Source organism: Candidatus Defluviibacterium haderslevense (assembly GCA_016712225.1).
Taxonomy (GTDB): domain Bacteria; phylum Bacteroidota; class Bacteroidia; order Chitinophagales; family Saprospiraceae; genus Vicinibacter; species Vicinibacter haderslevensis.
The window spans coordinates 5,128,020-5,154,658 of sequence record JADJRL010000003.1; the positions used below are offsets into that span (position 1 = coordinate 5,128,020).

Sequence of the window (26,639 nt, forward strand, 5' to 3'; positions counted from 1 at the left end):
TTTGGGCTATGACAAATAAAACAGATGCCTTTCTGGTTGAAGGAAAATCTAAACCCAGAGGTAAATTTCCACACATAAAAAGGGCCGGAGATTTCTTATTTGTAAGCGGCACCAGTTCCAGAAATCCTGACAACTCCTTTGAAGGTGTTGAAGTTGACGAATTTGGAACTACAAATCTGGATATTCGAAAACAAACCCGAGCTGTCATTGAAAATATTAAAGATATCTTACACAGCCAAGGTGCCGATTTAAATGATCTCGTTGAAATCACAACCTATCTTGTTAATATGAATGATTTCAAAGGCTACAATGAAGTCTATGGTCAATATTTTGATTATTCAGGACCGAGCCGTACCACAGTCGCTGTTCATCAGCTTCCACATCCACACTTACTGATTGAAATTAAAGCAACCGCATATAAACCCTTATGAGCGAAGAAAAAAAATACGCCGCCATTCACTATGCATCTTATTTACAAATTGAAAAACTTTTAGATGCACAACAACCCCGAAGTGCATCATTTGGAAAGGAAGCTCATGAAGAAATGTTATTTATCATTATTCATCAAGTCTATGAATTATGGTTTAAACAAATGCTCCATGAATTAGATTCCGTCATGCTATTGTTTAGTGAAGAAAAAGTGGATGAAAAAAACATTAGTATCGCAGTCAGCAGATTAGAACGAATCAATGAAATTCTCAAATTATTGATTCAACAAATTGCTGTATTGGAGACCATGACGCCATTGGATTTTTTAGATTTTCGATCTTATTTATTTCCAGCTTCTGGATTTCAAAGTTTCCAATTTCGTAAAATGGAAATCAAACTAGGATTAAAATTAGAAAAACGACACAATTATACTGGCAACCACTATTATGCTGAATTTGCGAATCAGGAACAAGAAGAAATATTGCGTTTAGAAGCTTCCGATAGTTTATTCACACTTGTAGAAAAATGGCTTGAACGAACGCCTTTCTTAGAGTTCAAAAGATTTAATTTTAGGGAGCAATATCTTGTTGCTGTAGAACACATGCTAGAAAAAGAACGCACCGCTATTCAAGACTCAGATTATCTACATGAGCACGAAAAACAAATGCGTATTCGTATGAATGGCGATGCTGGTTCCTATTTTGCTAATATTTTTAATGAATCCTTCCACAATGATCAAATTAAGGAAGGAAAAATTCGATTATCATACAAAGCTACCATTGCTGCTCTTTTAATCCAACTATACCGAGACGAACCGATCTTACAAGAACCATATCGGATGCTACAAGCTATTACTGAAATGGATGCATTGTTAACCAATTGGCGTTATCGACATGCACAAATGGTGATGCGTATGTTAGGTAGGAAAACAGGAACAGGAGGATCATCAGGACATGAATATTTAATGGAAACTGTAAAAAAACATCAGATCTTTTTGGATTTTCATAATATTTCAACTTTGCTCATTCCCCGATCTGAATTACCAGTTCTCCCAGATGAATTAAAAACAACTTTAGGATTTTACCATTCCAGTAAATAAAAAACGTCGGAGTCATATTATGCTATGTTCTACATCCAGTCATTCTATAAAACATACACCATTCAAGACCTGATGTATCATGTATTACTCGAACCCAAAAAGTTCTAAGAAATGTCCACAAAAAAAATAGATATACATACACACATCATTCCTGAACAGCTTCCAAAATGGGCTGAAAAATTTGGATATGGTGGCTTTGTCAATTTGGAACATCAATCCAATTGTCAGGCAAAAATGATGATTGATGGTGCCTTTTTTAGAATGTTAGATTCGAATTGTTGGGATCCAAAGGTTAGAATACAAGAATGTGAAAATTCCCAAATTAATATTCAAGTGTTGAGTACCATCCCCGTTTTGTTCTCGTACTGGGCACAAGCTAAGGATACTTATGATGTTGCTAGATTTTTAAATGATCATATATCATCCATAGTTCGACAATATCCTGATCGCTTTATTGGACTTGGATCCTTACCCTTACAGGATCCGGATTTAGCCATCATCGAATTACAACGATGCATGAATGAATTGGGTCTGGCAGGTATTCAGATGGGCTCACATATCAATGATTGGAATCTGGATGACCCTGCACTTTTTCCTTTTTATGCCGCAGCGGAAGAATTGGGTGCTTGTATTTTTGTTCACCCCTGGGATATGGTTGGCAAAGAAAAAATGCCTAAGTACTGGTTGCCTTGGTTGGTAGGGATGCCGGCTGAAACATCATTGGCTATTTGCAGTATGATTTTTGGTGGTGTTATGGAACAATTTCCTAATCTTCGAATAGCCTTCGCACATGGAGGTGGTGCTTTTCCAGGATCCTACGGGCGAATCAAACATGGATTCGAAGTTAGACCTGATCTAATGGCCATTAATAATCCCCATCATCCGGATACCTACTTAGGAAAATTTTGGGTAGATAGTTTGGTACATGATGCAGATATGCTTCATAAATTAATTGCTTTATTCGGACATGAAAAAATTGCCCTAGGTACGGACTATCCTTTTCCTTTAGGAGAATTGGTTCCTGGTAAATTAATCCATGAAATACCTTTTAATTCAGACATTAAAGACTGGTTGAATTATAAGTCAGCAGAAGCATGGTTAGGAATTTAATTCTTTGTCAACTCCCTTGTAGTATTTTAAAATCTTATATAACTGTATAAAGTATCCAATGAAGAAGGTGTCAACATGATACCTAAAGGAATATTCTTAGCCCATTTATGCTCATGATCCAATAGTTTTAATTCGATCATATGATCAATTCCCGGCCTGATATCTCGTTTGAGTTTAGTCAACCAATAATAACTATGACCCGTAAATGGCGATGCTGAAACTGATTTAAATGTATTTAGAAAGTCAGAGTTTACCATTTTACTTTTGTCTGGCTGAGTATCCGAATTAAGTAGTATCATTATTTTATACTTGTATTGAGGACGATAGGTTTTGAGATAGTGAAATAATTCATACGTGGTATTACTGCCTGTATTTTCATACAATCCTCCATCGATCATATTCCCCACTCCTTTCACATAATTATAAGCACAAATCAATGGAAAAGATTGACTTAACATGACTCCTGCAATTAAAGGCAGTTGTTTTTTCTTGCCACTAGATTCAGGTAGATTGTGATTGATTTGAAATTTTTGATATAGATCGACTGCAGTATAAAACAAAGTATCATTGTTTCCAATTGGAGATAAAATAGCCCTATTGCCAGTTTGTGTATTTGCCGTATTAATAAAAAACAAAGGGCTTTTGTATTGATTACTATCCATGAAATGATACAAGTAATCTGATTGTAAACTTTCATTGATTTCATCAACATATTGAGTATCATATAATGCACTAAATGTAGCAACTTCATCTTTCTGATGGTAATAATTTCGATCCGTTTGAAATCCATCAGTATAATAATAAATTCCTCTAAAAAAATCACTAAATAATAATCCCCAAAAAGATGCTGATAAATAATTATAACTATAAATGGATTTGAAAAAATGTAATGATGATGTATACGCTTCCTTTGGATAAATACCTTTGGATTCAAGATACCATTTATTCAATAACATGTTGGCTCCAGATGTACTGCCAGAAACTGTGGACATGGCAAATAAGCGATGTTTAAAAGTAGTATCCATTTTTGCCAATGAATCCAAATTCATAGAAAGCCATGCTCCTGCTCTGGAACCTCCACCTTGACCAGCAACCAACACTATGGTATCATCTTTGGAAAGCTTCTTATTGATAATCCATCCATCAAAATATTGGAGCAAATTCTTCCGATTATGATAATCGAACGATTGATGAATATCAGCATCGTATTCTCTAATGTTATGTCTATTGGCGGTACTAATGAAAGAGATATAAATTAAGATTCCAACACCTACAATTGAAACCAATCTAAATACATTAAAAATCAAACCAAAAGAATTGCGAAGTTTAGATTCAAGGGCATTTTTTTTATAAATGTATTCCGACAAAATCCAAGGTGCTCTAATGAAGGCATCAATAAATAAAATATAGTATCCAACTAAAATATTTGCAATAACGATCGGTGACAATAAATGTAATTGATGCGATGCAGTTAAAAATCCGAACAGACCCAATATTACAATTACTAATATCCATACTGATGAATATCTTTGATTGCCAATCTTAAATAATGCTGAAGTTTGATCAATTTCTGATACATGGGCAGGAAGTTTTTCAATAAAATAATGATACGCATTATTCCATAAAAAAAGTATAACCATAAATAAAATGGACCAAACTTTATAATCAAAAAACATCCACAACAAGGAACTGAATAAGATAAGTATTAAGTGGATTAATAATCCCTTCCAAATGAACTGATGTTTATAGATCGAAGATCTAAATTCAATACGGCTCGTGATTAAATATTTAGTATAATGACCTGCAATAGACATTATTGTGATAAAAAGGAATACTCCTAAAATACTAAACAGACTATCTGGTAGCGACCGGTTGATCAATAAATAAATAAAAATAATGATCGGCAAATTTGAAAAATTGCGAATGGGATAATAGGTATTTCCATCACCATTATATTCTTGGATCAATTGTCCAAATAATTGTTCCGGATTAAGATTGGCATATTCCCTAATGTTCGGAGCTAATCTGCCAAATAAATAACTGATCCCATAACAAGACCATGTAGGTATAGCCCACACCGTATAGAACAATAACTCGAAACTCAAGAGTATAAAAAAAATATTCCAACCATTCCCATGTGAAAATAAATAATTGATTATTTCTCCACCTTGACCTACATAATATAATGCCAAGGGAAATAATAAGATGAGTACAATATAAAACCAATTATGCGCAAATGTGGCAAATATTCGATTGATATGATTGATTAGTTTCCCAAACCAAATTTCCATAAATCCATGATTACTCATATATTAATATTTTAAACTAAATTACATTTCTTCCATTATGTTTTATTCTGAATTGGCTAAATAAACCCCAATTTGAAATAACTCAAAAATATTATGTTACGAAGTTACTATATATTGATTCGGCTGAAAGGGGATTTTTCCCTATTTATGGTATTCCTGGAAAATATCAGGATATCGACAGAACTGTGAATTTGATAAAAATAAAAAAACACCGACGATATTACATCATCGGTGTTTTTTTTACAGCATTTCAAATGCTTTCTATTGATTTATAAAGAAACCAATTATTTTTTCATTGTAGCTTTCTTCTTGGTCTGAGCTTTTGCTTTTTGAGCTGTAGCAACTGGAGCCAAAGCCAATTCAATATCTAAGTCGAAATTATTGCTGATTGCTTTGTCTCCCAAATTATCAAAGAAACTACTTGAACCATACTTGATATTGTATTTGGTCCTGTCAATTGCAATTTTGCTAGTTGCTTTTTTCTTAGTTGCATCTACCATTGCATCAAATTCGATTGGATTAGAAATTCCTTTGATGGTTAAATCCCCTTTTACAGTGAAATTACCATTGCTTTTAGGAGTAACACTAGTGATTTTTAAACTTGCTGTTGGAAATTTATCAACACCAAAAAAATCATCAGCTTTTAAATGGCCAACTAATTTATCAGAATATTCTCCTTGCATATCGGTGTTTGTAATCGTTGTCATATCGATTTCGATCATTCCACCTGTAAGGTTGTTTTGATCCATTACTAATTCTCCTGATTTAATTTTAATCATTCCTGTGTGCGTTCCAGAAATCTTTGTTCCAGTCCACTTAACTGTACTCTTAGCAGCATCTACAGCCATTTTTACAGGTGGATTAACAGTAGCACTGATCATAGAAACAGTGACAAACAGCGTCAAAAAAGAAATTGCGATTTTTTTCATGTTTATTGTTTTTATTGTTTTAAAAAAAAATTATACACTTTGAGTGGCATTTCGGATTAAATCCAAGATGCGGTTGAGTTCATTAACGTCATTATCGGATATTGCATTTAAGCTATGACCTACTGCATTTTCCACCAATGAACTGGCTTCAAGCAAAATATTCAAACCTGCTTCAGTAATAGATATATCTACTTTTCGTCGATCTTTAGGGCATTCTATACGAGTGACATATTGTTTAGTCATCAACTTATCAATCAATCTTGATGTATTGGATGTTTTATCAATCATTCGCTCAGTGATTGTTTTTACACTGACCATATTAGGGTGCTTTCCCCTCAATATCCTCAAAATATTAAACTGAGGTGTAGTAAGATCAAGAGGCCTAAGTACGTGCTCGATTTCTGCATGCAACAAGGACGTTGTTACAGCTAGATTTAAATGCGCCTTGTGGCGATCATTACTGAATGGTTTGGACATCTTAAGATAATCTACTAATTCCATGTAAGTACAATTAATGTATAAACATTAATTGTTTGTACATTGTTTCAAGTAAATTATAATTTTTATTTATTAATATGTAAATAACTACATTTTAATTAGTTAGTTCTTAATAAAGCAATCCAATGAATTAAAATGGATCATTATCTAAAAGCCTAACCTACTAATAAAAAAAAATCCCCTAGCGAATAAACACCAGAGGATTTTAATATTTATCTCGATTTTGATTTAATGCCTGCCCCAAAGCTCAACTAATGCCTTGTCATTCATCGCTCCACCTTTGGTATCATACCAAAATTCAACGCGGTTGATGATGCGTTTATTTCCTGTTAAATCAATGACTCTACTCTCGCCGCCTTTAAGGATATTTTCGCGAATTTCTATATTTTGGGATTCACCATTACCATAATGAACGACCATCTTATCCATATTGATTCCAGAGCGTCGGACTTTGATTTTTAGTTTAGAAAATGTGCCTTCCATCTTAGTTACCATAATAACATCATGATCAACGCTTCTATTAACAAGTCGCTGACCTAATTTTTCCCAACCATTAATATTTGAAGATGAACTAAAGGATGTTAAAGAAACTAAAACGAAAATACCGAGTATAAAAGTTAAAAATAAGTTGGTTTTCATAAAATAAAATTTAGTGGATAATGAATCTAAGACTAACTATTTCAATAAAAGTTTAATTCCTTAATGAAAATATTATTACCAACCTAATACCCAAGCAAAAATTAATGGAGCTACAATAGTGGCATCTGATTCCACAATATATTTTGGTGTATTGATGTCTAATTTACCCCAGGTTATTTTTTCATTGGGCACTGCTCCTGAATAGGATCCATAAGAAGTAGTACTATCACTAATCTGACAGAAATAAGACCAGAAAGGAACATCATGCCATTCTAGATCCTGATACATCATTGGCACCACACAGATTGGAAAATCTCCTGCTATTCCCCCACCGATTTGAAAAAAACCAACACCTTTACCTGCAGAATTAGCCCGGTACCATTCCGTTAAATATACCATATACTCTATTCCGCTCTTCATCGTGGAAGCCTTAATTTCTCCTTTGATGACATATGATGCAAAAATATTTCCCATAGTACTGTCTTCCCATCCCGGACAAATAATGGGCAAGTTTCTTTCTGCTGCAGCAATCATCCAACTGTTTTTTGGATCTATTTCATAATATTGTTGCAAGACACCACTGTTCAACATTTGGAACATGAATTCATGAGGTAAATAACGTTCTCCTTTTTGGTCAGCCGCTGCCCATAATGCATGAATATGCTTTTGTAAACGACGAAAAGCTTCCTCTTCAGGAATACATGTATCTGTAACCCGATTCAAACCTTGCTCCAATAGCCCCCATTCTTCCTGAGGCGTAAGGTCTCTATAATTAGGTATCCTTTTATAATGTGAATGTGCGACCAAATTCATAAGATCCTCTTCTAGATTTGCTCCTGTACAAGATATAATATCTACTTTTCCTTGTCGGATCATTTCTGCAAGTGAAACTCCTAATTCAGCAGTACTCATAGCACCAGCCAGTGTAATCATCATTTTGCCACCCTCTAACAAGTGCTGATCATACCCTTTAGCCGCATCAATCAAAGATGCAGCATTGAAATGTCTATAGTGATGTGCTATAAACTGAGAAATGGGACCTTTATTCATGTTCACTATCTACTTTATGATTGTTTTCAAATTTATATGCAAGCATTTTATAATACAATTTAGCCACTAGAAAATCAGGCGCCTTATTATGTGGATTAGGCGCTAATTCCACAATGTCAAATCCAACTACATGCTTGCGTCGGAATACCATACGGAGGTATTGTAAGACTTGATACCAATCCATTCCTCCTGGTTCAGGGGTTCCTGTACTGGGCATAATACTGGAATCAAAAACATCAAGATCTAAGGTAATAAACACATGATCTGTCATTTTGCGAATGGATTCTTCCATCCAATAGTCATTATCCATAATTTGATGGGCAAAATAGACCTTGCCATCTTCAAGATATTGTTTTTCTTCAATATCCATACTCCTGATCCCCACTTGTATTAAATGAGCATTTCTCTGTGCTTCTGCAACAGCACATGCATGATTATATTTGGTACCATGATAAGATTGACGCAAATCCGTATGTGCATCTAATTGCAGAACAGTGAGGTTATTATATTTTTCGGCATAAGCTCTTAAAATACCAATGCTAATACTATGTTCCCCACCAAAAAAAGTTAAAAATTTATTAGTTGCTAATAGTTCTTGGGTCTTTTTATAGACTTTTTTAACCATAGCTTCAGGTGTCAATTTTTTTACGGTTAATGGTTTTTCCAAAACAACACCTTGTTTATAAGGCTCCGAATTAGTTTCGATATCATATAATTCCATGTTTTCTGATGCTATTAAAAAGGCATCATATCCTTTATCTGCTCCTTTGCCCCAGGTACTTGTTCCATCATATGGAATCGAGGTTAGGGTCACTTTAGCATGTTTTGGATTGGCATATTTTTTTGGAATTCCTGCGTAGGTGTTGGTTTGAGGTTTCATACTAATTTTTTAGTGTTTTTTGTAAACAGCATTTTCAATAAATAAGTTCTTATTTGTACCCCAATATCTTTAACATATCTTTAGCTGTTTGTTCTTCACTGTAAAGCCAATCTACCAGATTACCATTCTCATCACGATCCACTAATATGTGCTTAGGAGAAGGAATCAAACAATGCTTAATGCCACCATATCCAGACAATGCATCTTGATAAGCACCTGTATGAAAAAAACCGAGATATAGCGGTGTTTTATCATCTCTTTCGTATTGCGGCAAGAACAATTGTTGATTCTGTGCTTCCGTATTGTAATAGTCCGAATTATCACAACTGAGTCCGCCTATATTGACACGTCTGTATTCATTATGCCATTTATTTACTGGCAACAATATAAATCGTTCTGCAATTCCCCAGCTATCGGGTAAAGTATTCATGAGTGAATTATCTATCATGTACCAAATCTCTGAATCATTTTGTTGCTTTTGTTCTAATACTGAGAATATAGTAGCGCCACTCTCTCCAACGGAGTATTTACCAAATTCTGTAAAAATATCCGGCTCCTTTATGTTTTCTTCCTCACAAGCTTCCTTGATTAATTTTACAATTTGATGGATCATGTATTTATAATCATACTCACTGCCTAATGAATTTCGTATGGGAAGTCCACCGCCAATATTAATGGCACTCAGGCTAGGAAAATGTTTTTTTAATTCTATGTATGTCTTAATTCCCTTCTTCAACTCACCCCAATAATATGTAGTGTCTTTTATTCCGGTGTCCACAAAAAAATGGAGCATATACAATTCAAATTTAGTTTGATTCGAAAAACGCTCCTTACAAAACTGAACCACTTCGGAAGATCTGATACCTAATCTGGATGTATAAAATTCAAACATGGGCTCTTCTTCAGTGGCAACCCTAATGCCCATTTTACATTTTTTATGAATCAATTCTTCATAGGCATCATATTCGAATACATTATCGCACACCGGGATAACGTTTTTAAAACCCGAGTTAACTAGATTGGCAATATTATGAAGATATTGTTTGGTTTTAAATCCATTGTTGACAATGATTTGATCCTTATTTATTTTACCATTTTTGTATAAATTCAATATGAGATCGATGTCGAAAGCTGATGAAGTCTCCAAATGCACATCATGTTGTAATACTTCTTCTAATACATAAGAGAAATGACAACATTTGGTACAATAACAATAATAGTACTTTCCTTCATAACCCACTGACTTCATTGACTTATTAAAAAAGTTTTTAGCTCGTTTAATCTGGTCTCCGATTTTTGGCAAATAGGTCATTTTAAATGGTGTTCCATACTTTTCTATCAACATCATCAATGGAATTCCATTAAATATCAATTCATCTTTTTCCAAATCGAATCCATCCTGAGGAAAGTAGTAGGACTGGTCAATGAGATCGAAATACTTGTTATGCACCATTTTCGGGAAGGCTTAGTCTTTAAAAGGCTCAAAAATAATAGAATTGAGGAAATGTAAGGCATAAAAAACGCCCCAATCAGCTAGAAATACAAATGATTTTGAAAAAATAGCCAAAGGGCTGAATAAACTATCCAATTCCAATTTGGCTATTGAAAAGTAAAATTTATTAAAACAGTTAAATCTAATGCCTGGTCTGTTGTAAAATTATTCAGGACTTCCGTTATTCACCCAACAAGTCAAGATTTTAATAAAAGCATCTGACAATTTAGGTAATCCTTGAGGCATTGGATTACATCCAGCTCCATGGTTGATGGTACAAATAAATTTAGGGTCCGTAGATGAAGCTTTTGCTTTGGCATAAGTGGTTAAATCCAAACCGGCAGATGGAGCAACACTTGCGTGACATCCATTAATAGCACAAGAGGCATTTAATATACCTTTTACAGTAGTATTGTACGTGGCTACAACGCCATCACACTCATTAGGAGTGGTATTATTATCGTCTCCACATGAAACAAAAAAAACAAAAAAAGATCCAGCAATTAAGGATAAAACCAATTTTTTCATAAGGCAATTCATTAATATTTCAAAATGTGGCACAAGAACGTCATTTTTTAGGAGATATCAAAATTGAAGGTTCGTTAATTACAATTTTTAAGCTACTTTTAACTTGTTATGGGATTAAAATACCACGATCGTACTTTTTTCAAAAGCCTACATTGAATTTAAGAAAAAATGATTATGGATTTCATTGGTTTTTGTATGTTTACCTGATCATGTTGATATATTAATTAATTATTATATATGTTAAAGTCCCTCTTTCGCAAAAAATCAATCACAGCACTCCATAATGAAATTCAAAAATCGCATGAACATAGTCTGCATAAAGTATTAACTGTAAGAGACTTAACTGCTTTTGGCATTGCGGCAATCATTGGTGCCGGGATTTTTAGTACCATAGGGACTGCTTCAGCAGAAGGTGGACCTGGCGTCATCTTTCTTTTTATTTTTACAGCGATTGCCTGCAGTTTTGCAGCATTTTGCTACGCTGAATTTGCAAGCATGATACCAGTTTCAGGCAGTGCATATACCTATTCCTATGTTGCTTTTGGTGAATTGTTTGCATGGATTATAGGATGGGCTCTTATAATGGAATATGCAATCGGGAATATCACCGTTGCCATATCCTGGAGTGATTATTTCTGTGGCCTACTGCAAAGTATGGGCATAAATCTGCCCCAATGGATGCAAATGGATCTCTTAAGTGCAAAAAATGGTTTCGATGAAGCTTCAAAATTGATGCAAGCAGGCAAAGTATTCAATAATTTGGATGCGAATCTCCAATCAGCTTACTATGCTTATTCGATGTCGCCCAAACTAGGAGGATTGCATTTTGTAGCTGACCTTCCGGCCTTACTCATTATTATATTAATTACTGCTTTGGTATATAGAGGCATTAAGGAATCCCGTAATGCAAGCAATTTTATGGTTATCGTTAAGGTATCTGTGGTTATACTTGTCATAGTTGTAGGAGCTTTCTATGTTGATGCTACACTTTGGAATCCTTTTATGCCAAACGGAGTACCTGGTATTTTGAAAGGTGTGTCTGCCGTGTTTTTCGCATATATTGGTTTTGATGCTATTTCTACAACTGCAGAAGAATGTAAAGATCCACAAAGAGATTTACCCCGAAGCATGATGTATTCCATCATTATATGCACCATACTCTATGTATTGATTGCATTGGTATTGACCGGAATGGTTTCTTACAAAGAATTAGCTGTAGGAGATCCATTGGCTTTTGTATTTAGTAAAATTAATCTAAACTGGATTAGTGGTATCATAGCAGTAAGTGCCATATTCGCAATGGCCAGTGTATTGTTGGTCTTTCAATTAGGTCAACCTAGGATATGGATGTCTATGAGTCGTGACGGATTACTTCCCAAAGCATTTTCAAACATACATCCTAAATTTAAAACGCCATCTTTTGCTACAATTATCACTGGTTTTCTAGTCGCAATTCCAGCCTTATTTCTAAACCTTACCACCGTTACTAATCTATGTAGTATAGGTACTTTATTTGCTTTTGTTTTGGTATGTGGCGGTGTATTAATGTTGAGAAATAATTCAGAAGGACCAAAGTCTAAATTTAAAACTCCCTATTTTAATGCAAAATATATTGTACCTATAAGCATTTTAGTAGTCTTTGTTAGTCTTTACACCTTTAACAAATCGAGTTTTATATCCTTTGTAACCAATGCACCTCAGCTTATTCCACCCTCAGAATTAATTAGTCATTTACCAGAACAACAATTAGATGATTTGAAAAATCATGTCATGTATTATGAACCCAAAAATTTTACCAAAGCTGGTAGTGACATAGACCATTATTTACAAACGCTGGATCATGAAAGTTACGAAAAATTACTCAACAATTTACCTTTCAGTCAATCCCAAAAATATATTTCCACATGGAATGGATTTAAGGATAAAATTCCCATGTGGATATTCATATTGGTTAGTATAACTATGGGGATTTTAGCATTCATTTACAATTTATCCTTGATTCCTATTTTGGGTGTGTTAAGTTGCTTGTATATGATGGCTCAGATACCTGTATCGAATTGGATAGGATTTACAATTTGGTTGTTTACCGGATTAATCATTTATTTTAGTTATAGTATCAAACACAGCAAACTAAGATTATCTCATGTTGGTATTGAATAATTAGGAGTCGTTTCTCCTAATTTAATGAATTTGATTTCTTGATTAGTGAAATTAATTTTTCAAAAAAGTTTTCCCAACCTTGCCATTCATGCTTAAAATCAAATGAACTGTTATGCCATATTATTTGAACCAATCCTTCATACTTTATGGTCCATTCCATTAAACATTCTAAATCCGTTATACTGTCATCAAGTGATTTTTTTTCATAATCCAAATACGTTCTATCCATAGCAATGACGGGCATCATTTGTAATGTTGTTTGGCATTCATTGATCAAATCATACCAATAAAATGGTTGACAGGTTCCAGCTCTAAAACCCGCACAATCCGCATAAACCATTGAAAAATCAGTTTGAATTCCTGTCTTCAATAATGCTCGAAATGTTTGTGGTGTATGAAATCGCAAATAATGTTGTCGACTCGATGTAATTAATAATCCAGCTGATTCTTCCAGCTTTTCTTTTTCATTTATAATGATACCTGATTCTTCTGCAGATTGATATGATGGATGCAGACAGATCGTCGAAAAAGTTTTTAATTTTTGTAATATTTTTTTTACGTACTTTAATGTTAGTGCATGATTTTTATCATAAATTGAATTGCCACCACTCAAAATAAAAAAATAAAGTTGGTCTTGATTCAATTTACAAGATTCGAAAATATCATACGTATCAAAGGGATCTTTTTTCTGATCCATAACAACCAGCATACGTTCTTTTACGGATTGAAAATGACCCCAACAAAAATCTCTAATTAAGCCTAAAGCGTTTTTCCAAAAAGGTTTGTGCTTAAATTTCCAAAATTGATCAATATCTACGCCTAATGTCACATGAGTGTTCCTTACTTTTCGAATAATTTGTATTTCAAATTTCAAGCATAAACATTTAATCAATACATCACTCCAATGATCAACTACAGGAAATTTGTTGCTTTGTAATGTATGCATTAATGATTGAACCGAAATAAAGCGACCATGCTGATCTTTTTGTTTTGATCCATATTCTTCAGCTCTAGACAACATCCAAAAAATAGCTGCAAAAACATCAAACCCTAACTGAGAATCCTGATTATCACAAAAAATCAAAGGACATTCTGATCCCATCTTGGAAGATGGAACGAAATCTTTAGTAAAATCTAGAAATAATAGCCCTGTATTTGGAATCCATAGTTCTAATTCAGATAATGGGTGGAGTGAATAATTGATTTTAGGCCCTTGTTTATTAATAAAAGTAGGTTCCTCAGTAATCCATTCAAAAACCAAATCTTGATAAGCATTTTGGATAAAGTTGGCTACATACTTTAATCTGGGATGGTCTCGTTCTACATAAATAGGTATTCGAATCATAAATTGATGTAAAATTAATAACTCCGAATACTAAAAATAACTTATTTTTATCCTAATTTATGAATCCTGTAAAGTTACTTGCCGTATTAAGTTTGTTTATCGTGAGTGATCTTATTGCCCAAAAGCAGTCAGATGCCGTCGTACAGCAAAGTGTTCGAAAGGGAGTTATATACAAAAATGAAAATAGCTTTGATATTGCAATCCACTCCAATGGCCTGTATTTGGGCTACAATATTGGCAAAATCAAATTTTATTACCTTACCAAATACATCCATTTTGATATTGGGATGTTAAAACACCCGAAAGAAAAAAGGATTAGCCAGATTTACAATCAAAATAATTCCTTAAGTCGTTATACTTTCGGAAAGCAAAATTTGCTCATCAATATTAGAGCTGGAAGAGGACTCATTCGGTATTATTCTGAAAAAACTAAACGCAAGGGCGTTGCTGTTGGACTTAGAATGGAAGGCGGACTAACGGTTGGTTTATTAAAGCCTTATTATTTGGATGTTCTGAGTGAACATGATGGAAAGGTTAAAACTGTAGCCATAAAATACAGTCCAGAGACCGCCGCAGATTTTTTAGATCCAAATCACATCATAGGGGAATCTTCATTTTGGAAAGGTGTCAATGAAATTAAATTTAAACCAGGAGCCTTTGGAAGAATTGCACTTACGCTTGACCCTGGAGCCTTTGAAAAATATGTTCAGGCTTTAAACGTTGGACTTCAAGCTGATATTTATGCCCAAAGGGTACCTATATTGGTGACTGATAATAACCCTTTTCTGCTGATGAACTTTTTTATTAACCTCCAATTCGGCAGGAGAAAATAACCAAAGTCATCCGATACATCATTCAAATCAATCTTTTCTCCTCGAGGATCACTATTCTTGATTAATTTTGTCAATTCAATTGCTTATTTCAATTAATGATCGATTTACCCATAATTACAGCACCTGACCCAAAACCAAGGAAACCCGAATGGTTAAGGGTTAAATTACCCATTGGTGAGGAATATCGCAAGGTTAGGCATTTAGTAGATGAATACAAACTGCATACCATCTGTCAAAGCGGCAATTGCCCAAATATGGGCGAATGTTGGGGTGCCGGTACCGCTACTTTTATGATTTTGGGAGATGTGTGCACCAGATCCTGCAGTTTTTGTGCGGTCAAAACAGGTAAACCTAAAGAATATGATACCGATGAACCCCAAAGAGTAGCAGAAGCCATTCGACTGATGGGTGTCAAACATGCAGTAATTACTTCTGTGAATCGCGATGAATTACCGGATAGAGGCGCAGAAATCTGGCACCAAACCGTCAGACAAATTAAAATCAAGAGCCCTCAAACCACCATTGAAACCCTTATACCCGACGTAAAAGCCAATTGGGATGCATTGGAACGAATGATTAGCGCTGATCAAGAAATCGTGTCACACAACATGGAGACTGTAGAGCGTCTGTATCGATTGGTTCGTCCCCAAGCCAAATATGGCAGAAGTTTAGAACAAATACAACGTACTAAGCTGTATGGAAAGCGGACTAAGACCGGAATTATGTTAGGTTTGGGTGAGACAAAAGAAGAAGTTTTAATGGTTATGGATGATTTGTTGGCCTCAGGTTGTGAAATTTTGACTTTAGGGCAATACCTTCAGCCTACTAAGATGCATTTGGAAGTTGCAGCTTTTATTCACCCGGATGTATTTGCTGAATATAAGGAAATAGGCTTAAAAAAGGGATTTATGTATATAGAAAGCGGGCCTTTAGTTCGCTCCAGCTATCACGCTGAACGACATCTGGTCTAAATGGCTCGATATTTGAATTTAATTGTTATGGTCTTTTTTTCAGTATTTACCCTGAGTATTAGATCTGATAAATGTGTTTTCTTTGCATTTCGTATTTGTTTATTCTAAATTTTTAAGATGAGACTAAAATTTGGTTTTTTGATATGGGTTCTTACTTGTAGTGCTCTTTTAGCCCAGAACTATGTTGTCAATAGTAATACTGATACAGATGATGGCGTTTGCGATGGCGTTCACTGTAGTCTTAGAGAGGCGATTAATGCAGCTGAAGCAGATGGCGTTCCAAGTACGATCACATTCAATATTACGGGAGCTGGACCGCATAATATATTACCAGGTGGACCCTATCCTACCGTAAACCAAGATGATTTAACCATTATTGGAGAAACTCAACCCGGAGGACCTGGATCAGTGATCATCTTTTTTTCAAACAGAATTTTTGGAGGAGTTCCTTTTTGGACTATACTTGGAAATCAATTTTCTGTCAGTGGCCTAGGTTTTTCCACCATGAATTATGCAGATCCTAATGATCATATTTTGGTTTTTGGTGATGCTGCAAAGGATGCTGCCAATGCACGAATTTATAATTGTATCGTTAATGGAGATAATTTCACAGTTCCAGTTACGGTGGCTAGTTCGGTTTTGGTCAATCAAAGTTCGAATTTTACATTAAAAAAATCCATTTTCGGATCGGACTATACTTTGAGTTCTATTACAGCCACAAAAGCTGCGGTAAATATTGACCCATTGCAAGGATCCAAAAACGTTACCATAGATTCAAATATTTTTGTCAATACGAATAATGCTATTTCTTCCAGTGGTGGTATTTGTAGCATAACCAACAATATTTTCGGTGCTGTAGACACATCAAAAAACAATATTTTCTTTGCACCAACTTCTGGAATCGAACTGCTAGGTGGCGGGCCTCATACAATCAATGATAATTTTTTCATTTTCCAAAAAACATTTGCAATTCGAAGTAACAATCTAAATCAAGATTTAAACATTTTCAGAAATAGATTCAATCAAGTTACATCTGATATTATTTTAAATGGAAATACAAATGCAACTTATAACATTGCTCGTAATTATGGAAGAGATGGGCTTACTTTTATCTCTCTTAATCTACAAAATGCCTATACTTTAAATTTAGAACGAAATGATATAAAAAACTATAATTCCTTTTATCTAAATAATCTAGAGCCTGGGATTTTAAAAGCCCGATATATTGATAATCTAATACAGTGTATAAACAATAATGTAGTATCATTAAATGGTAGCAACTTTCCTGCACCAGGTAATCCAACCATTACTTCTGTGAATCGAGATCAAATCGTTGGTACCGGAAATCCAACTGATTCCATAGTAGTTTATGCAAACCGACGAACCGGCTGTCCTAATGCCAATTGTCAAGGTGGATTTGAACTCGGACGAACACAAGCAAATAATTTAGGTAATTGGACATTGAATGTCGCTTATCCAAATCAACATAGCATTTCTGCATATCAATTCAAAAGCAATACAGCCGCGACTCCAAGTATTTATTCAGAATTCTCCAATTGCTATAAATGTACACAGCCTATCAAGTCTACTTTTTCACAAACTATCTGTAAGGGACAAAGTATATTATTCAGAGGAAAACTTTATAACGAAGCAAATCCTAAAGATTCATTTAATGTGACTGGTGATGGAGTAAGTATATGTGATTCTGTGTTCGTTGTAAATATTCAATTTCAAAATGGCATACGTCAAATGATTGATGTACCAATTTGTTTTAATGATACCACTAGAATCGGTGGAAAAGAAATTTCAAAATTAAATCCAATTGATTCAATAACTAATTTAAAAAATGTCTTCGGATGCGATAGTATTGTTGTTCTTAATGGAATCGAAAGAGGTTTATCTACTTACACTAAAACAATATGTTCCAATGCTAGTGAAACTATTGGAGGAACAGTATTTGACAAAAACAATCCTAAAGGCACGGCTATACTCAAAGGTCAATCCGCATTTGGCTGCGACAGCGTAGTTTTTGTAGATTTAACCATTAAAAACTTTACGGTCTTTGATCTAAAAAGAGACATGTGTCCAAATACTCAATTGACTATAGGTACTGAAGTGTTTGATGCTGCAAGGCCAAGCGGAAGTGTCACTCTTATGGGAGCTTCAAGTACAGGATGTGATAGCATTGTCAATGTAACGCTTAACTATCCTAATAATACTGCTTTGGTAAAACTCGATCTTTGCCCTGAAGACAGTATTTTCATTGGTGGTAGTAAAGGTCGGTATTTTAGCGCACGAAATCCCATCGATACATTAACATTAACCAATGGTTCATCATTTGGCTGTGACAGTATCATTTTTGTAAACTTAAATATTCTTAAGAATGGAACTGGTGTTTATAAAGCCGATATTTGTCGAAGAGATACACTCGTTTTACAAGGTGAAACATTTTCTTCAGGAAGAACAACTGGTATATTAAAAGTTGCCAATGGATCAACCAATGGCTGCGATTCCATTGTTCAAGTTGACCTCACGGTAATTCCCGATGCCAATGGTCAATTGGATACTACGCTTTGTGAAAATGATACCTTGAGATTATTTGGAGAGGATTTCTTCAAAGCCAAGCCATCTGGACCCATAAGAATTATAAAAGGCTCATCCAGATTGTGTGACAGCTTCTTATTAGTCAATGCTACATTTGTTAAAGAATCTTTTGGTAATTTCTCAACTACAATTTGTAAAAAAGATAGTATCAAAATTCAAAATGTAACTTTTTCAGCAAACAAAACATCAGGTACTTTAATCGTAAAAAAAGGATCTGCAAATGGTTGCGATTCTACCGTTACGGTCAACATTAATATCGCCCCTTCAATAAATGCTCAATTCACCAAAGAAAATTTGGATTGTAATGTACCGAATACCGGACGAATTGTAGTGAATAATATATCAGGAGGTATTGGTCCGTTTAATGTATCCATTGATAATCAGGCAAGCCTTCCTTTTACACCCGACCTTGATCTAGCTAATCTAAGTTTTGGATCTCATCGAGTTAAAATATTAGACCAATTCGGCTGTGATACTACCTATACACTAAATATCGACACAGTTAGTACCCTACAATTGGTGCTACCGAATGATGTTACGATTGATAAGGGCGCTTCTGTATTGATCAAACCATCCACCAATTTTGTTCCTACCATAATTACATGGACGCCGGTAGCTAATCTAAGTTGTACGGATTGCCTTGAACCAACTGCCAAGCCTGATGTAACAACCAACTATTTGTTGACTCTGGAAGATGCTAATGGTTGTACTGTAAGCGATAATATGAATATTACGGTTCGTGTTGAAGAAGCTGATATTTATATCCCTACTGTATTTTCTCCTAATGGGGATAATATCAATGACATATTTGAAGTCGTTTTCCATTTTCCTGATAAAACGAAAATTAATGTATTTCAAATATTCGACCGTTGGGGTAACCAACTTTATGAAAAAGTAAATGGTACAATCGGTGAAAAAATTGGATGGAATGGCGAATTCAAAGGTAAAAAAGTAAACCCGGGTGTTTATGTCTATGCCATACAGTATGAAGCCATAGATGAAGAACCAAAATGGCGCAAGGGCGGAATTACTTTGTTAAGGTAAGAATCATAATTTCTGATCTGGCGATCTAACTGATCTTGAATTTTAGTTTAAGTCCAAGGATTTGTTCTAATTAAAGAAAATTACTATAGTGTATTGCTATCAATAGGCATATAGCGTATTTTAAAATCTATGATTTATGATAGAAAAGCATAAATTATCTTCAATGATGAGTAATTTTAACCCAGAATCTATGCTTAAATTATATGATCGAAACCACAGTTTACCAGCCCAAACATAAAATACGGATCCTAACAGCAGCCTCACTTTTTGATGGTCATGATGCCGCCATTAATATCATGCGTCGCATTATGCAATCCAGTGGCGCCGAGATCATCCACCTTGGTCATAATCGATCAGCTTTGGAAATTGTTGATGCCGCTATTCAAGAGGATGTACAAGGTATTGCCATTACATCTTACCAAGGAGGTCACAATGAATTTTTTAAATATATCTATGACTTACTCAAGGAAAAAATTGCGGTCACATCAAACTTTTTGGCGGTGGTGGTGGAACCATTCTTCCGTCCGAAATAGCGGACTTACATCAATATGGAATAACCAGAATCTATTCACCAGACGATGGAAGACATATGGGACTTCAAGGAATGATCAATGATCTTCTCAAACAATGTGACTTTGAGACCGGAGCTTCACTAAATGGAGAAGTCAAAGAATTAAAAGCAGGGAATGTTAGAGCAGTAGCTCGTCTTATTTCTGCAGTTGAAAATTTTCCTGATACAGCTAAAGAATTATTAGCAACAATACCAAAAGGTCCATCTAATAAACAAACACTCGTTCTAGGAATTACAGGAACAGGAGGTGCAGGAAAGTCAAGTTTGGTTGATGAGATCATTAGAAGATTTATTTTAGATTTTCCAGAAAAAACCATTGGCATTTTATCAGTAGATCCAAGTAAAAGACGAACCGGAGGTGCTCTATTAGGTGATAGAATACGCATGAACGCAATCCATCCAGAATTCCATCACAACAGGGTATTTATGCGATCTTTAGCTACGAGACAATCTAATCTTGCTCTTTCACCACATATTAAAAATGCTTTAGACATTTTAAAAGCAGCATCATTTGATTTAATTATACTAGAGACTTCAGGTATTGGTCAATCCGATACCGAAATTATCGATTTCTCAGATGTTTCGCTATACGTTATGACACCTGAATATGGTGCTGCAACTCAATTAGAAAAAATTGACATGCTTGATTTTGCAGATCTCATTGCGATTAATAAATTTGATAAACGAGGCGCATTAGATGCCCTTCGCGATGTCCGAAAACAATATCAACGCAACAAACAATTATGGGATATATCCATAGATGAGATGCCGGTTTATGGAACAATCGCATCACAATTCAATGATCCGGGAATGAATTTATTGTATGAAAAATTAATTTTAAATATTAATAAAAAACTAAACACTCCTTGGAAATCAACTTTAGGTCTTCCTACCGGTGAATCCGAAAAAATTTATATCATTCCACCAGGCAGAACCCGATATCTTTCTGAAATTTCAGACAGCAATCGCAAATATGATCAATGGTCTATAAAACAAGCCGAACAAGCTCAAAAATGGCAATCATTAAAAATAACTGAAGACTTGGTTTCTTCTGATGTCAAACCAGAAATCAAAAAACAAACTTTAGAAATTGAAAAAACTATAGACGGAATTACCCGATCTATTCTTGAGGAATGGGAAACGAAAAAAAAGGAATACAAAAACGATCATTTTATTTATAAAGTTCGAGACAAAGAAATAAGTGTTCCTACCTTCACAACATCCCTTTCGCATTCAAGAATTCCAAGGGTTTGTCTACCAGATTACAAAGGTTGGTACGATATCATAAAATGGTCATTACAAGAAAATGTGCCCGGCGAATTTCCATATGCAGCAGGTGTATTTCCATTCAAGCGTAAAGAAGAAGACCCAACCAGAATGTTCGCTGGCGAAGGCGGACCTGAGCGCACCAACCGACGTTTCCATTATGTCTCAGTAGATATGCCTGCTAATCGCCTTTCTACCGCATTTGACTCAGTAACTTTATATGGAGAAGATCCAGATTACCGGCCGGATATTTTTGGAAAAGTTGGAAATTCAGGTGTGAGTATTTGTAGTCTCGATGACGCCAAAAAATTATATTCTGGTTTTGATCTATGTAATCCCAGGACATCTGTTTCCATGACAATCAATGGTCCTGCGGCGACGATATGTGCCTTTTTTATGAATACTGCTATCGATCAACAATGCGAACTATACATTAAAGCCAATGGATTAGAGCACAAAGTTGAAGCTGCACTAAAAGCAAAATTTGATGACCAAAATCTTCCACGACCAAAATATGATGGCGAACTTCCACCTGGAAATAATGGATTGGGTTTGATGTTTTTGGGATTATCCGGAGATCAAATTCTAGAAGCGCCTATTTATGAAGAATTAAAAAACAAAGCACTAAGCTCCGTTAGAGGCACTGTACAAGCTGACATACTCAAAGAAGATCAGGCGCAAAATACCTGTATCTTTTCAACTGAATTTTCTCTCAAATTAATGGGTGATGTTCAAGATTATTTCATTCAAAAAAATGTTCGAAATTTTTATTCTGTTTCGATCAGTGGATATCACATTGCAGAAGCTGGGGCTAATCCGATTTCACAATTAGCATTTACTTTAGCGAATGGTTTTACTTTTGTAGAATACTACCTTTCCAGAGGAATGCATATTGATGATTTTGCACCGAATTTATCTTTCTTTTTTTCTAATGGCGTTGATCCGGAATATGCAGTTATCGGAAGAGTTGCTAGAAAAATCTGGGCTAAGGCCATGAAGATAAAATACAATGCCAATGAAAGAAGTCAAATGTTGAAATATCACATACAAACTTCTGGTCGATCCCTGCATGCACAAGAAATTTCTTTTAACGATATCAGAACGACACTCCAAGCATTATATGCCATCTATGATAATTGTAATTCACTACACACTAATGCCTATGATGAAGCTATAACAACTCCAACTGAAGAATCGGTGCGAAGAGCCATGGCCATTCAACTCATCATCAATAACGAATTGGGTCTAGCTAAAAATGAAAATCCATTACAAGGATCTTTTATCATAGAAGAATTAACTGAACTTGTGGAAGAAGCTGTACTTATGGAATTCGATAGAATTTCAGAGCGAGGTGGTGTATTAGGAGCTATGGAAACGATGTATCAACGCAGTAAAATCCAAGAAGAATCCTTGTATTACGAAACACTCAAACATACTGGTGAATATCCTATAATAGGTGTCAATACCTTCTTAAGTAAAGATGGCTCTCCAACCATTTTGCCTAAAGAAGTTATACGCGCTACTGATGAAGAAAAAAAGGATCAAATCCATGCATTAGAAAATTTGAAAAAAGCCAATATCAGTGTTTCAGATAATCATTTGAAAAATTTACAATTGATGGCCATTAAAAATAAAAATATTTTTGAAGAATTGATTGAAGCTACAAAATATTGCTCCCTAGGACAAATTACTCAGGCATTATATGCTGTTGGTGGAAAGTATCGAAGGAACATGTAAGGGATCAATAAAAAATTATTTAATTTTACCATCATCAATAAAAAAGAAGCACTTCTTAAAAATAATAATTAAAACAGAATGTCAAAAAATTACATTATGATTAGATTTTTTTTCTGATACTATTATTCATCAATATTGCAGAGAACAATCTTAGTGCCAACACAATCATCGTTGGTGTCAATCAGACTTATACTTCTATCCAATCAGCTTACAATATAGCCAAACCTGGTGATACCATTCTTGTAAATGAAGGTATATATACCCAAACCGAATATCTGAGCGGTACTAAAGGTAATGACAAAAACAATATTTACGTCATTTCAAAAAAAAGACACGGTGCAATCTATAGAGGTGGGTCAGAAGCTTGGCATTTAAGTTCCGTTTCCTATATTGTTATCGAAGGGTTTGTGTTCGAACAACAAACCGGTAATGGTGTCAACATGGACGATTCAGGAAGTTTAGTGAATCCTTCTACAAATATTGCAATAATCCACTGCATATTTAGAGATATTAAAGCAACCGGAAACAATGACTTATTAAAATTGTCAGGATTGGATTTTTTCTCAATATCAGAATGTACATTTTTAAATGGAAGCCTCGGAAGCTCAGGTAGTGGAATTGATATGGTAGGATGCCACAATGGTAGAATTAATAAATGCACTTTTGAAAACATGGGTGCCAATAGTATCCAAATGAAAGGAGGAAGTCAATACATCCGGATTGCAAAACACTTTTTAAAAAAGGTGGGCAACGAGCAATCAATATTGGCGGAAGTACCGGGTTGGCATTTTTTAGACCTCAGAATGCAACATTTGAGGCTGCAGATATAAATGTATGGTCGAACATATTCATTGAATCTGACACACCCATTGCATTTGTAGGATGTATCCGAAGTAAAGTGGTAAACAATACCATAATCAATCCGGTAATTTGGATTTTTAGAATACTTCAGGAAACGGTTGACCCCAATCGTTTTGCTCCTTGTGGAATGAATGAATTTACAAATAACATTATTTATTTCCCAAATAATATTAGAACGATTGTTAATATTGGACCAAATACAGATCCTTCTTCATTTATTTTTTCAAATAACTTATGGTACAATCATCAGAATCCAAGTTTTAATCAATACAATTTACCTGTAGCAGAAACCGGAAGTATCAAAGGCAAGGATCCATTATTTGTAAACTTAACACAAGAAAATTTTAATCTTTTAAAAAGCTCACCAGCCATTGGTCAAGGCAAATCGGTGATCGCACCTATTGAAGATTATAATGGAAATCTTTTTGAAATTACCAACCGATCAATTGGAGCCATAGAATATCAAAAAGTAAGCAATAATGATGATTTAAATACTTCATCCATGTTAGTTTATCCAAATCCATCTAAAGGATTAATACATATTATTTCCGACCTTATAAAAGGTGAACATTTAAAAATAACAATTTTTTCAATCCAAGGAAACTTTATAAAAAGCATACCAATTAATACTACAACAAACCCATCCATCGACTTGCAAATGAATGATGGAACTTACATGTATATCATAGAAGATTCAAAAGAGAAAATTCTCAAAAGATCCTTGTTATTGATTTCAAAATAACTTTAAGCGTAGTTAGTAAAAGGTTTCCTTTATGGAGTGGTTGATCAAAGGCGTATTGTTAGGCATTAGTATTGGCCTTTTGGTGGGGCCTTTGTTTTTTGCATTGATACAAGCAGGTATGGAATATGGATTCCGCAAAGGATTTCTTTTTGCAGCAGGAATTTGGATTAGTGATTTCATTCTATTAATGCTCACCTATTTTATATTTAAAAATATTCCACTACCTACAAACACAGATGATATCAGTCCGATTCTTATAGTTATCTGCGCTGCAGCATTTATATTAATTGGTTTAAACATTATGCTCTCACCAACAAAAAAAATGGATCATCAATATCTTCCTACTTCTAAATTATGGACAGTCTTGGTCACAAAAGGTTTTATTGTTAACACCATGAATCCATCTGCATTTTTAATTTGGATGAGTGTTGCGACTATTGCCAATAAAATAACTTTAAAACCCAGTGGCACAGAAATTCTTATGTTCTATTTGAGCATTGGTATCACCATCATTGGTTTAGATTTGTTGAAAATATTCTTAGGTAAGAAAATTGCTTTAAAATTCAAGGATGGTATCCTGTCAAAATTCAAATATGTGTCGGGCGTTTTTTTTATAATTAATGGGTTATATTTGGTGTACGTCGCCATATTCTAAAATAAAAAAAACAAAGTATAAACATTTTAACAATAATAATGCATGCTTATATTTTACCATTGAGAAAATAATGACACAAAAACTAATTAAATAAATATTCTATTCGTAATATTCAAAAAGATATTCATCCTTATATTCAATCTCATTCGCTATTAGTTCAGTTAGGTATTCTGATTTGAACGATACCTTTTTATGATGTATCTTTTGATTTTGAATATATTTATAAACTTTATCCAAATGAGATCGACTATAAGAAAATGCTCCAAATCCGCTTTGCCATTCAAATTTATTTTTGATTAGCCCCTTTTCGTTAATCCAATTATTGCTTGCTCTTTTTATATCTTTAACCAAATCAGAAATGGATATCGCAGGATTCAAACCTATTAATATATGAATATGATCTATCATACCATTTATTGCTAGCATTTTATGTCTATAGTTTTGTACAACAGCAGTTATATATTTATATAATTCTTCTTCCCATGTTTCACTTATAAAACTTTTTCTACCCTTCACTGCAAAAACCAATTGGATAATCAATTGTGTATATGTGTTACTCATTATAAATTCATTGAATCAAACAGGTTGCCCCGCTGGGGCAAATTAAAATCTAAAATTAACCTACAAAATAAATGCCATTTTATGGTATTTATTTTGCGACAAGTAGGTTGCCCCGCTGGGGCAATGATAATTCATACATTGGTTTTGCAGCTATTATTTTGATAAGACGAGCTTGCCCTGTTGAATCTTTTATAATACATACGATGGTGTTACAAATTTTATTTTGATATATGGAGATTGCTACGTTGGGGTAATTTAAATAAATACATTGGTTTTATAATTTTGGTTTTGAGGCAAATAAATAGATTCAGGATACTTGAAACAAA

Annotated in this window: 20 protein-coding genes and 1 pseudogene; 11 read left to right on the plus strand and 10 right to left on the minus strand. The window is 34.4% G+C overall.

What is annotated here, in order from left to right; all coding sequences use genetic code 11:
- Positions 1–8: 8 nt before the first annotated feature.
- From IPK88_20035 to IPK88_20045, 3 genes are all read left to right on the plus strand, one after another.
- On the plus strand, positions 9–431 hold the full coding sequence (locus IPK88_20035; GenBank protein MBK8245730.1) for a RidA family protein: 423 nt from the start codon (positions 9–11) through the stop codon (positions 429–431).
- Positions 428–1,528, plus strand: coding sequence for a hypothetical protein (locus IPK88_20040; protein MBK8245731.1), 1,101 nt, complete (start codon positions 428–430; stop codon positions 1,526–1,528). Before IPK88_20035 ends, IPK88_20040 begins: the two co-directional genes overlap by 4 nt.
- Positions 1,529–1,639: 111 nt before the next feature.
- Positions 1,640–2,638, plus strand: coding sequence for an amidohydrolase (locus tag IPK88_20045; GenBank protein ID MBK8245732.1), 999 nt, complete (start codon positions 1,640–1,642; stop codon positions 2,636–2,638).
- Positions 2,639–2,664: 26 nt separating this feature from the next.
- On the opposite strand, the gene IPK88_20050 is transcribed toward IPK88_20045, so the two are convergent.
- From IPK88_20050 to IPK88_20085, 8 genes are all read right to left on the minus strand, one after another.
- Positions 2,665–4,947, minus strand: a complete 2,283-nt coding sequence (locus IPK88_20050; protein ID MBK8245733.1) for a hypothetical protein — start codon at positions 4,945–4,947, stop codon at positions 2,665–2,667.
- A gap of 284 nt (positions 4,948–5,231) precedes the next feature.
- The gene (locus tag IPK88_20055; protein MBK8245734.1) at positions 5,232–5,876 is read right to left on the minus strand and encodes a YceI family protein; all 645 of its coding nucleotides are present in this window, start codon (positions 5,874–5,876) and stop codon (positions 5,232–5,234) included.
- Between the two features lie 30 nt (positions 5,877–5,906).
- Complete coding sequence (locus IPK88_20060; protein ID MBK8245735.1) at positions 5,907–6,377, minus strand: MarR family transcriptional regulator; 471 nt, start codon at positions 6,375–6,377, stop codon at positions 5,907–5,909.
- Between the two features lie 225 nt (positions 6,378–6,602).
- Positions 6,603–7,013 (minus strand): DUF2541 family protein, encoded by a 411-nt coding sequence (locus IPK88_20065; protein MBK8245736.1) that lies wholly within the window; start codon positions 7,011–7,013, stop codon positions 6,603–6,605.
- Positions 7,014–7,088: 75 nt separating this feature from the next.
- Positions 7,089–8,063, minus strand: coding sequence for a deoxyhypusine synthase family protein (locus tag IPK88_20070; protein MBK8245737.1), 975 nt, complete (start codon positions 8,061–8,063; stop codon positions 7,089–7,091).
- Positions 8,056–8,943: an agmatinase gene (speB, locus tag IPK88_20075; GenBank protein MBK8245738.1), complete on the minus strand. Its 888-nt coding sequence runs from the start codon at positions 8,941–8,943 to the stop codon at positions 8,056–8,058. The genes IPK88_20070 and speB overlap by 8 nt, the downstream gene beginning before the upstream one ends.
- A 49-nt stretch (positions 8,944–8,992) precedes the next feature.
- On the minus strand, positions 8,993–10,393 hold the full coding sequence (locus tag IPK88_20080; GenBank protein ID MBK8245739.1) for an arginine decarboxylase: 1,401 nt from the start codon (positions 10,391–10,393) through the stop codon (positions 8,993–8,995).
- 207 nt (positions 10,394–10,600) lie between these two features.
- A complete protein-coding gene (locus IPK88_20085) occupies positions 10,601–10,963 on the minus strand; it encodes a hypothetical protein (GenBank protein MBK8245740.1) in 363 nt (120 codons plus the stop codon).
- 237 nt (positions 10,964–11,200) lie between these two features.
- Between IPK88_20085 and IPK88_20090 the strand changes: the two genes are divergently transcribed.
- Positions 11,201–13,123 carry an amino acid permease gene (locus IPK88_20090; GenBank protein ID MBK8245741.1) on the plus strand — a complete coding sequence of 641 codons (1,923 nt, stop codon included), beginning with the start codon at positions 11,201–11,203 and terminating at the stop codon, positions 13,121–13,123.
- Positions 13,124–13,139: 16 nt separating this feature from the next.
- On the opposite strand, the gene IPK88_20095 is transcribed toward IPK88_20090, so the two are convergent.
- Positions 13,140–14,468: a polysaccharide deacetylase family protein gene (locus tag IPK88_20095; protein ID MBK8245742.1), complete on the minus strand. Its 1,329-nt coding sequence runs from the start codon at positions 14,466–14,468 to the stop codon at positions 13,140–13,142.
- Between the two features lie 59 nt (positions 14,469–14,527).
- On the opposite strand from IPK88_20095, the gene IPK88_20100 reads away from it, so the two are divergent.
- The 7 genes and pseudogenes from IPK88_20100 to IPK88_20130 all read left to right on the plus strand — a co-directional run bounded on the left by IPK88_20100 (position 14,528) and on the right by IPK88_20130 (position 25,752).
- Positions 14,528–15,301 carry a hypothetical protein gene (locus IPK88_20100; protein MBK8245743.1) on the plus strand — a complete coding sequence of 258 codons (774 nt, stop codon included), beginning with the start codon at positions 14,528–14,530 and terminating at the stop codon, positions 15,299–15,301.
- A 95-nt stretch (positions 15,302–15,396) separates the two neighbouring features.
- Positions 15,397–16,272 (plus strand): lipoyl synthase, encoded by an 876-nt coding sequence (gene lipA / locus IPK88_20105; protein MBK8245744.1) that lies wholly within the window; start codon positions 15,397–15,399, stop codon positions 16,270–16,272.
- Positions 16,273–16,389: 117 nt separating this feature from the next.
- A complete protein-coding gene (locus IPK88_20110; GenBank protein ID MBK8245745.1) occupies positions 16,390–19,920 on the plus strand; it encodes a gliding motility-associated C-terminal domain-containing protein in 3,531 nt (1,176 codons plus the stop codon).
- Between the two features lie 206 nt (positions 19,921–20,126).
- A pseudogene (locus tag IPK88_20115) lies at positions 20,127–23,494 on the plus strand (methylmalonyl-CoA mutase family protein).
- A gap of 407 nt (positions 23,495–23,901) precedes the next feature.
- Positions 23,902–24,324: a hypothetical protein gene (locus IPK88_20120; GenBank protein ID MBK8245746.1), complete on the plus strand. Its 423-nt coding sequence runs from the start codon at positions 23,902–23,904 to the stop codon at positions 24,322–24,324.
- The gene (locus IPK88_20125) at positions 24,276–25,097 is read left to right on the plus strand and encodes a T9SS type A sorting domain-containing protein (GenBank protein ID MBK8245747.1); all 822 of its coding nucleotides are present in this window, start codon (positions 24,276–24,278) and stop codon (positions 25,095–25,097) included. Before IPK88_20120 ends, IPK88_20125 begins: the two co-directional genes overlap by 49 nt.
- Before the next feature lie 31 nt (positions 25,098–25,128).
- Positions 25,129–25,752 (plus strand): LysE family transporter, encoded by a 624-nt coding sequence (locus IPK88_20130; protein MBK8245748.1) that lies wholly within the window; start codon positions 25,129–25,131, stop codon positions 25,750–25,752.
- 99 nt (positions 25,753–25,851) lie between these two features.
- Here IPK88_20130 and tnpA read toward each other — a convergent pair whose 3' ends face one another.
- Positions 25,852–26,313, minus strand: coding sequence for an IS200/IS605 family transposase (gene tnpA, locus IPK88_20135; protein MBK8245749.1), 462 nt, complete (start codon positions 26,311–26,313; stop codon positions 25,852–25,854).
- Between the last annotated feature and the right edge of the window lie 326 nt (positions 26,314–26,639).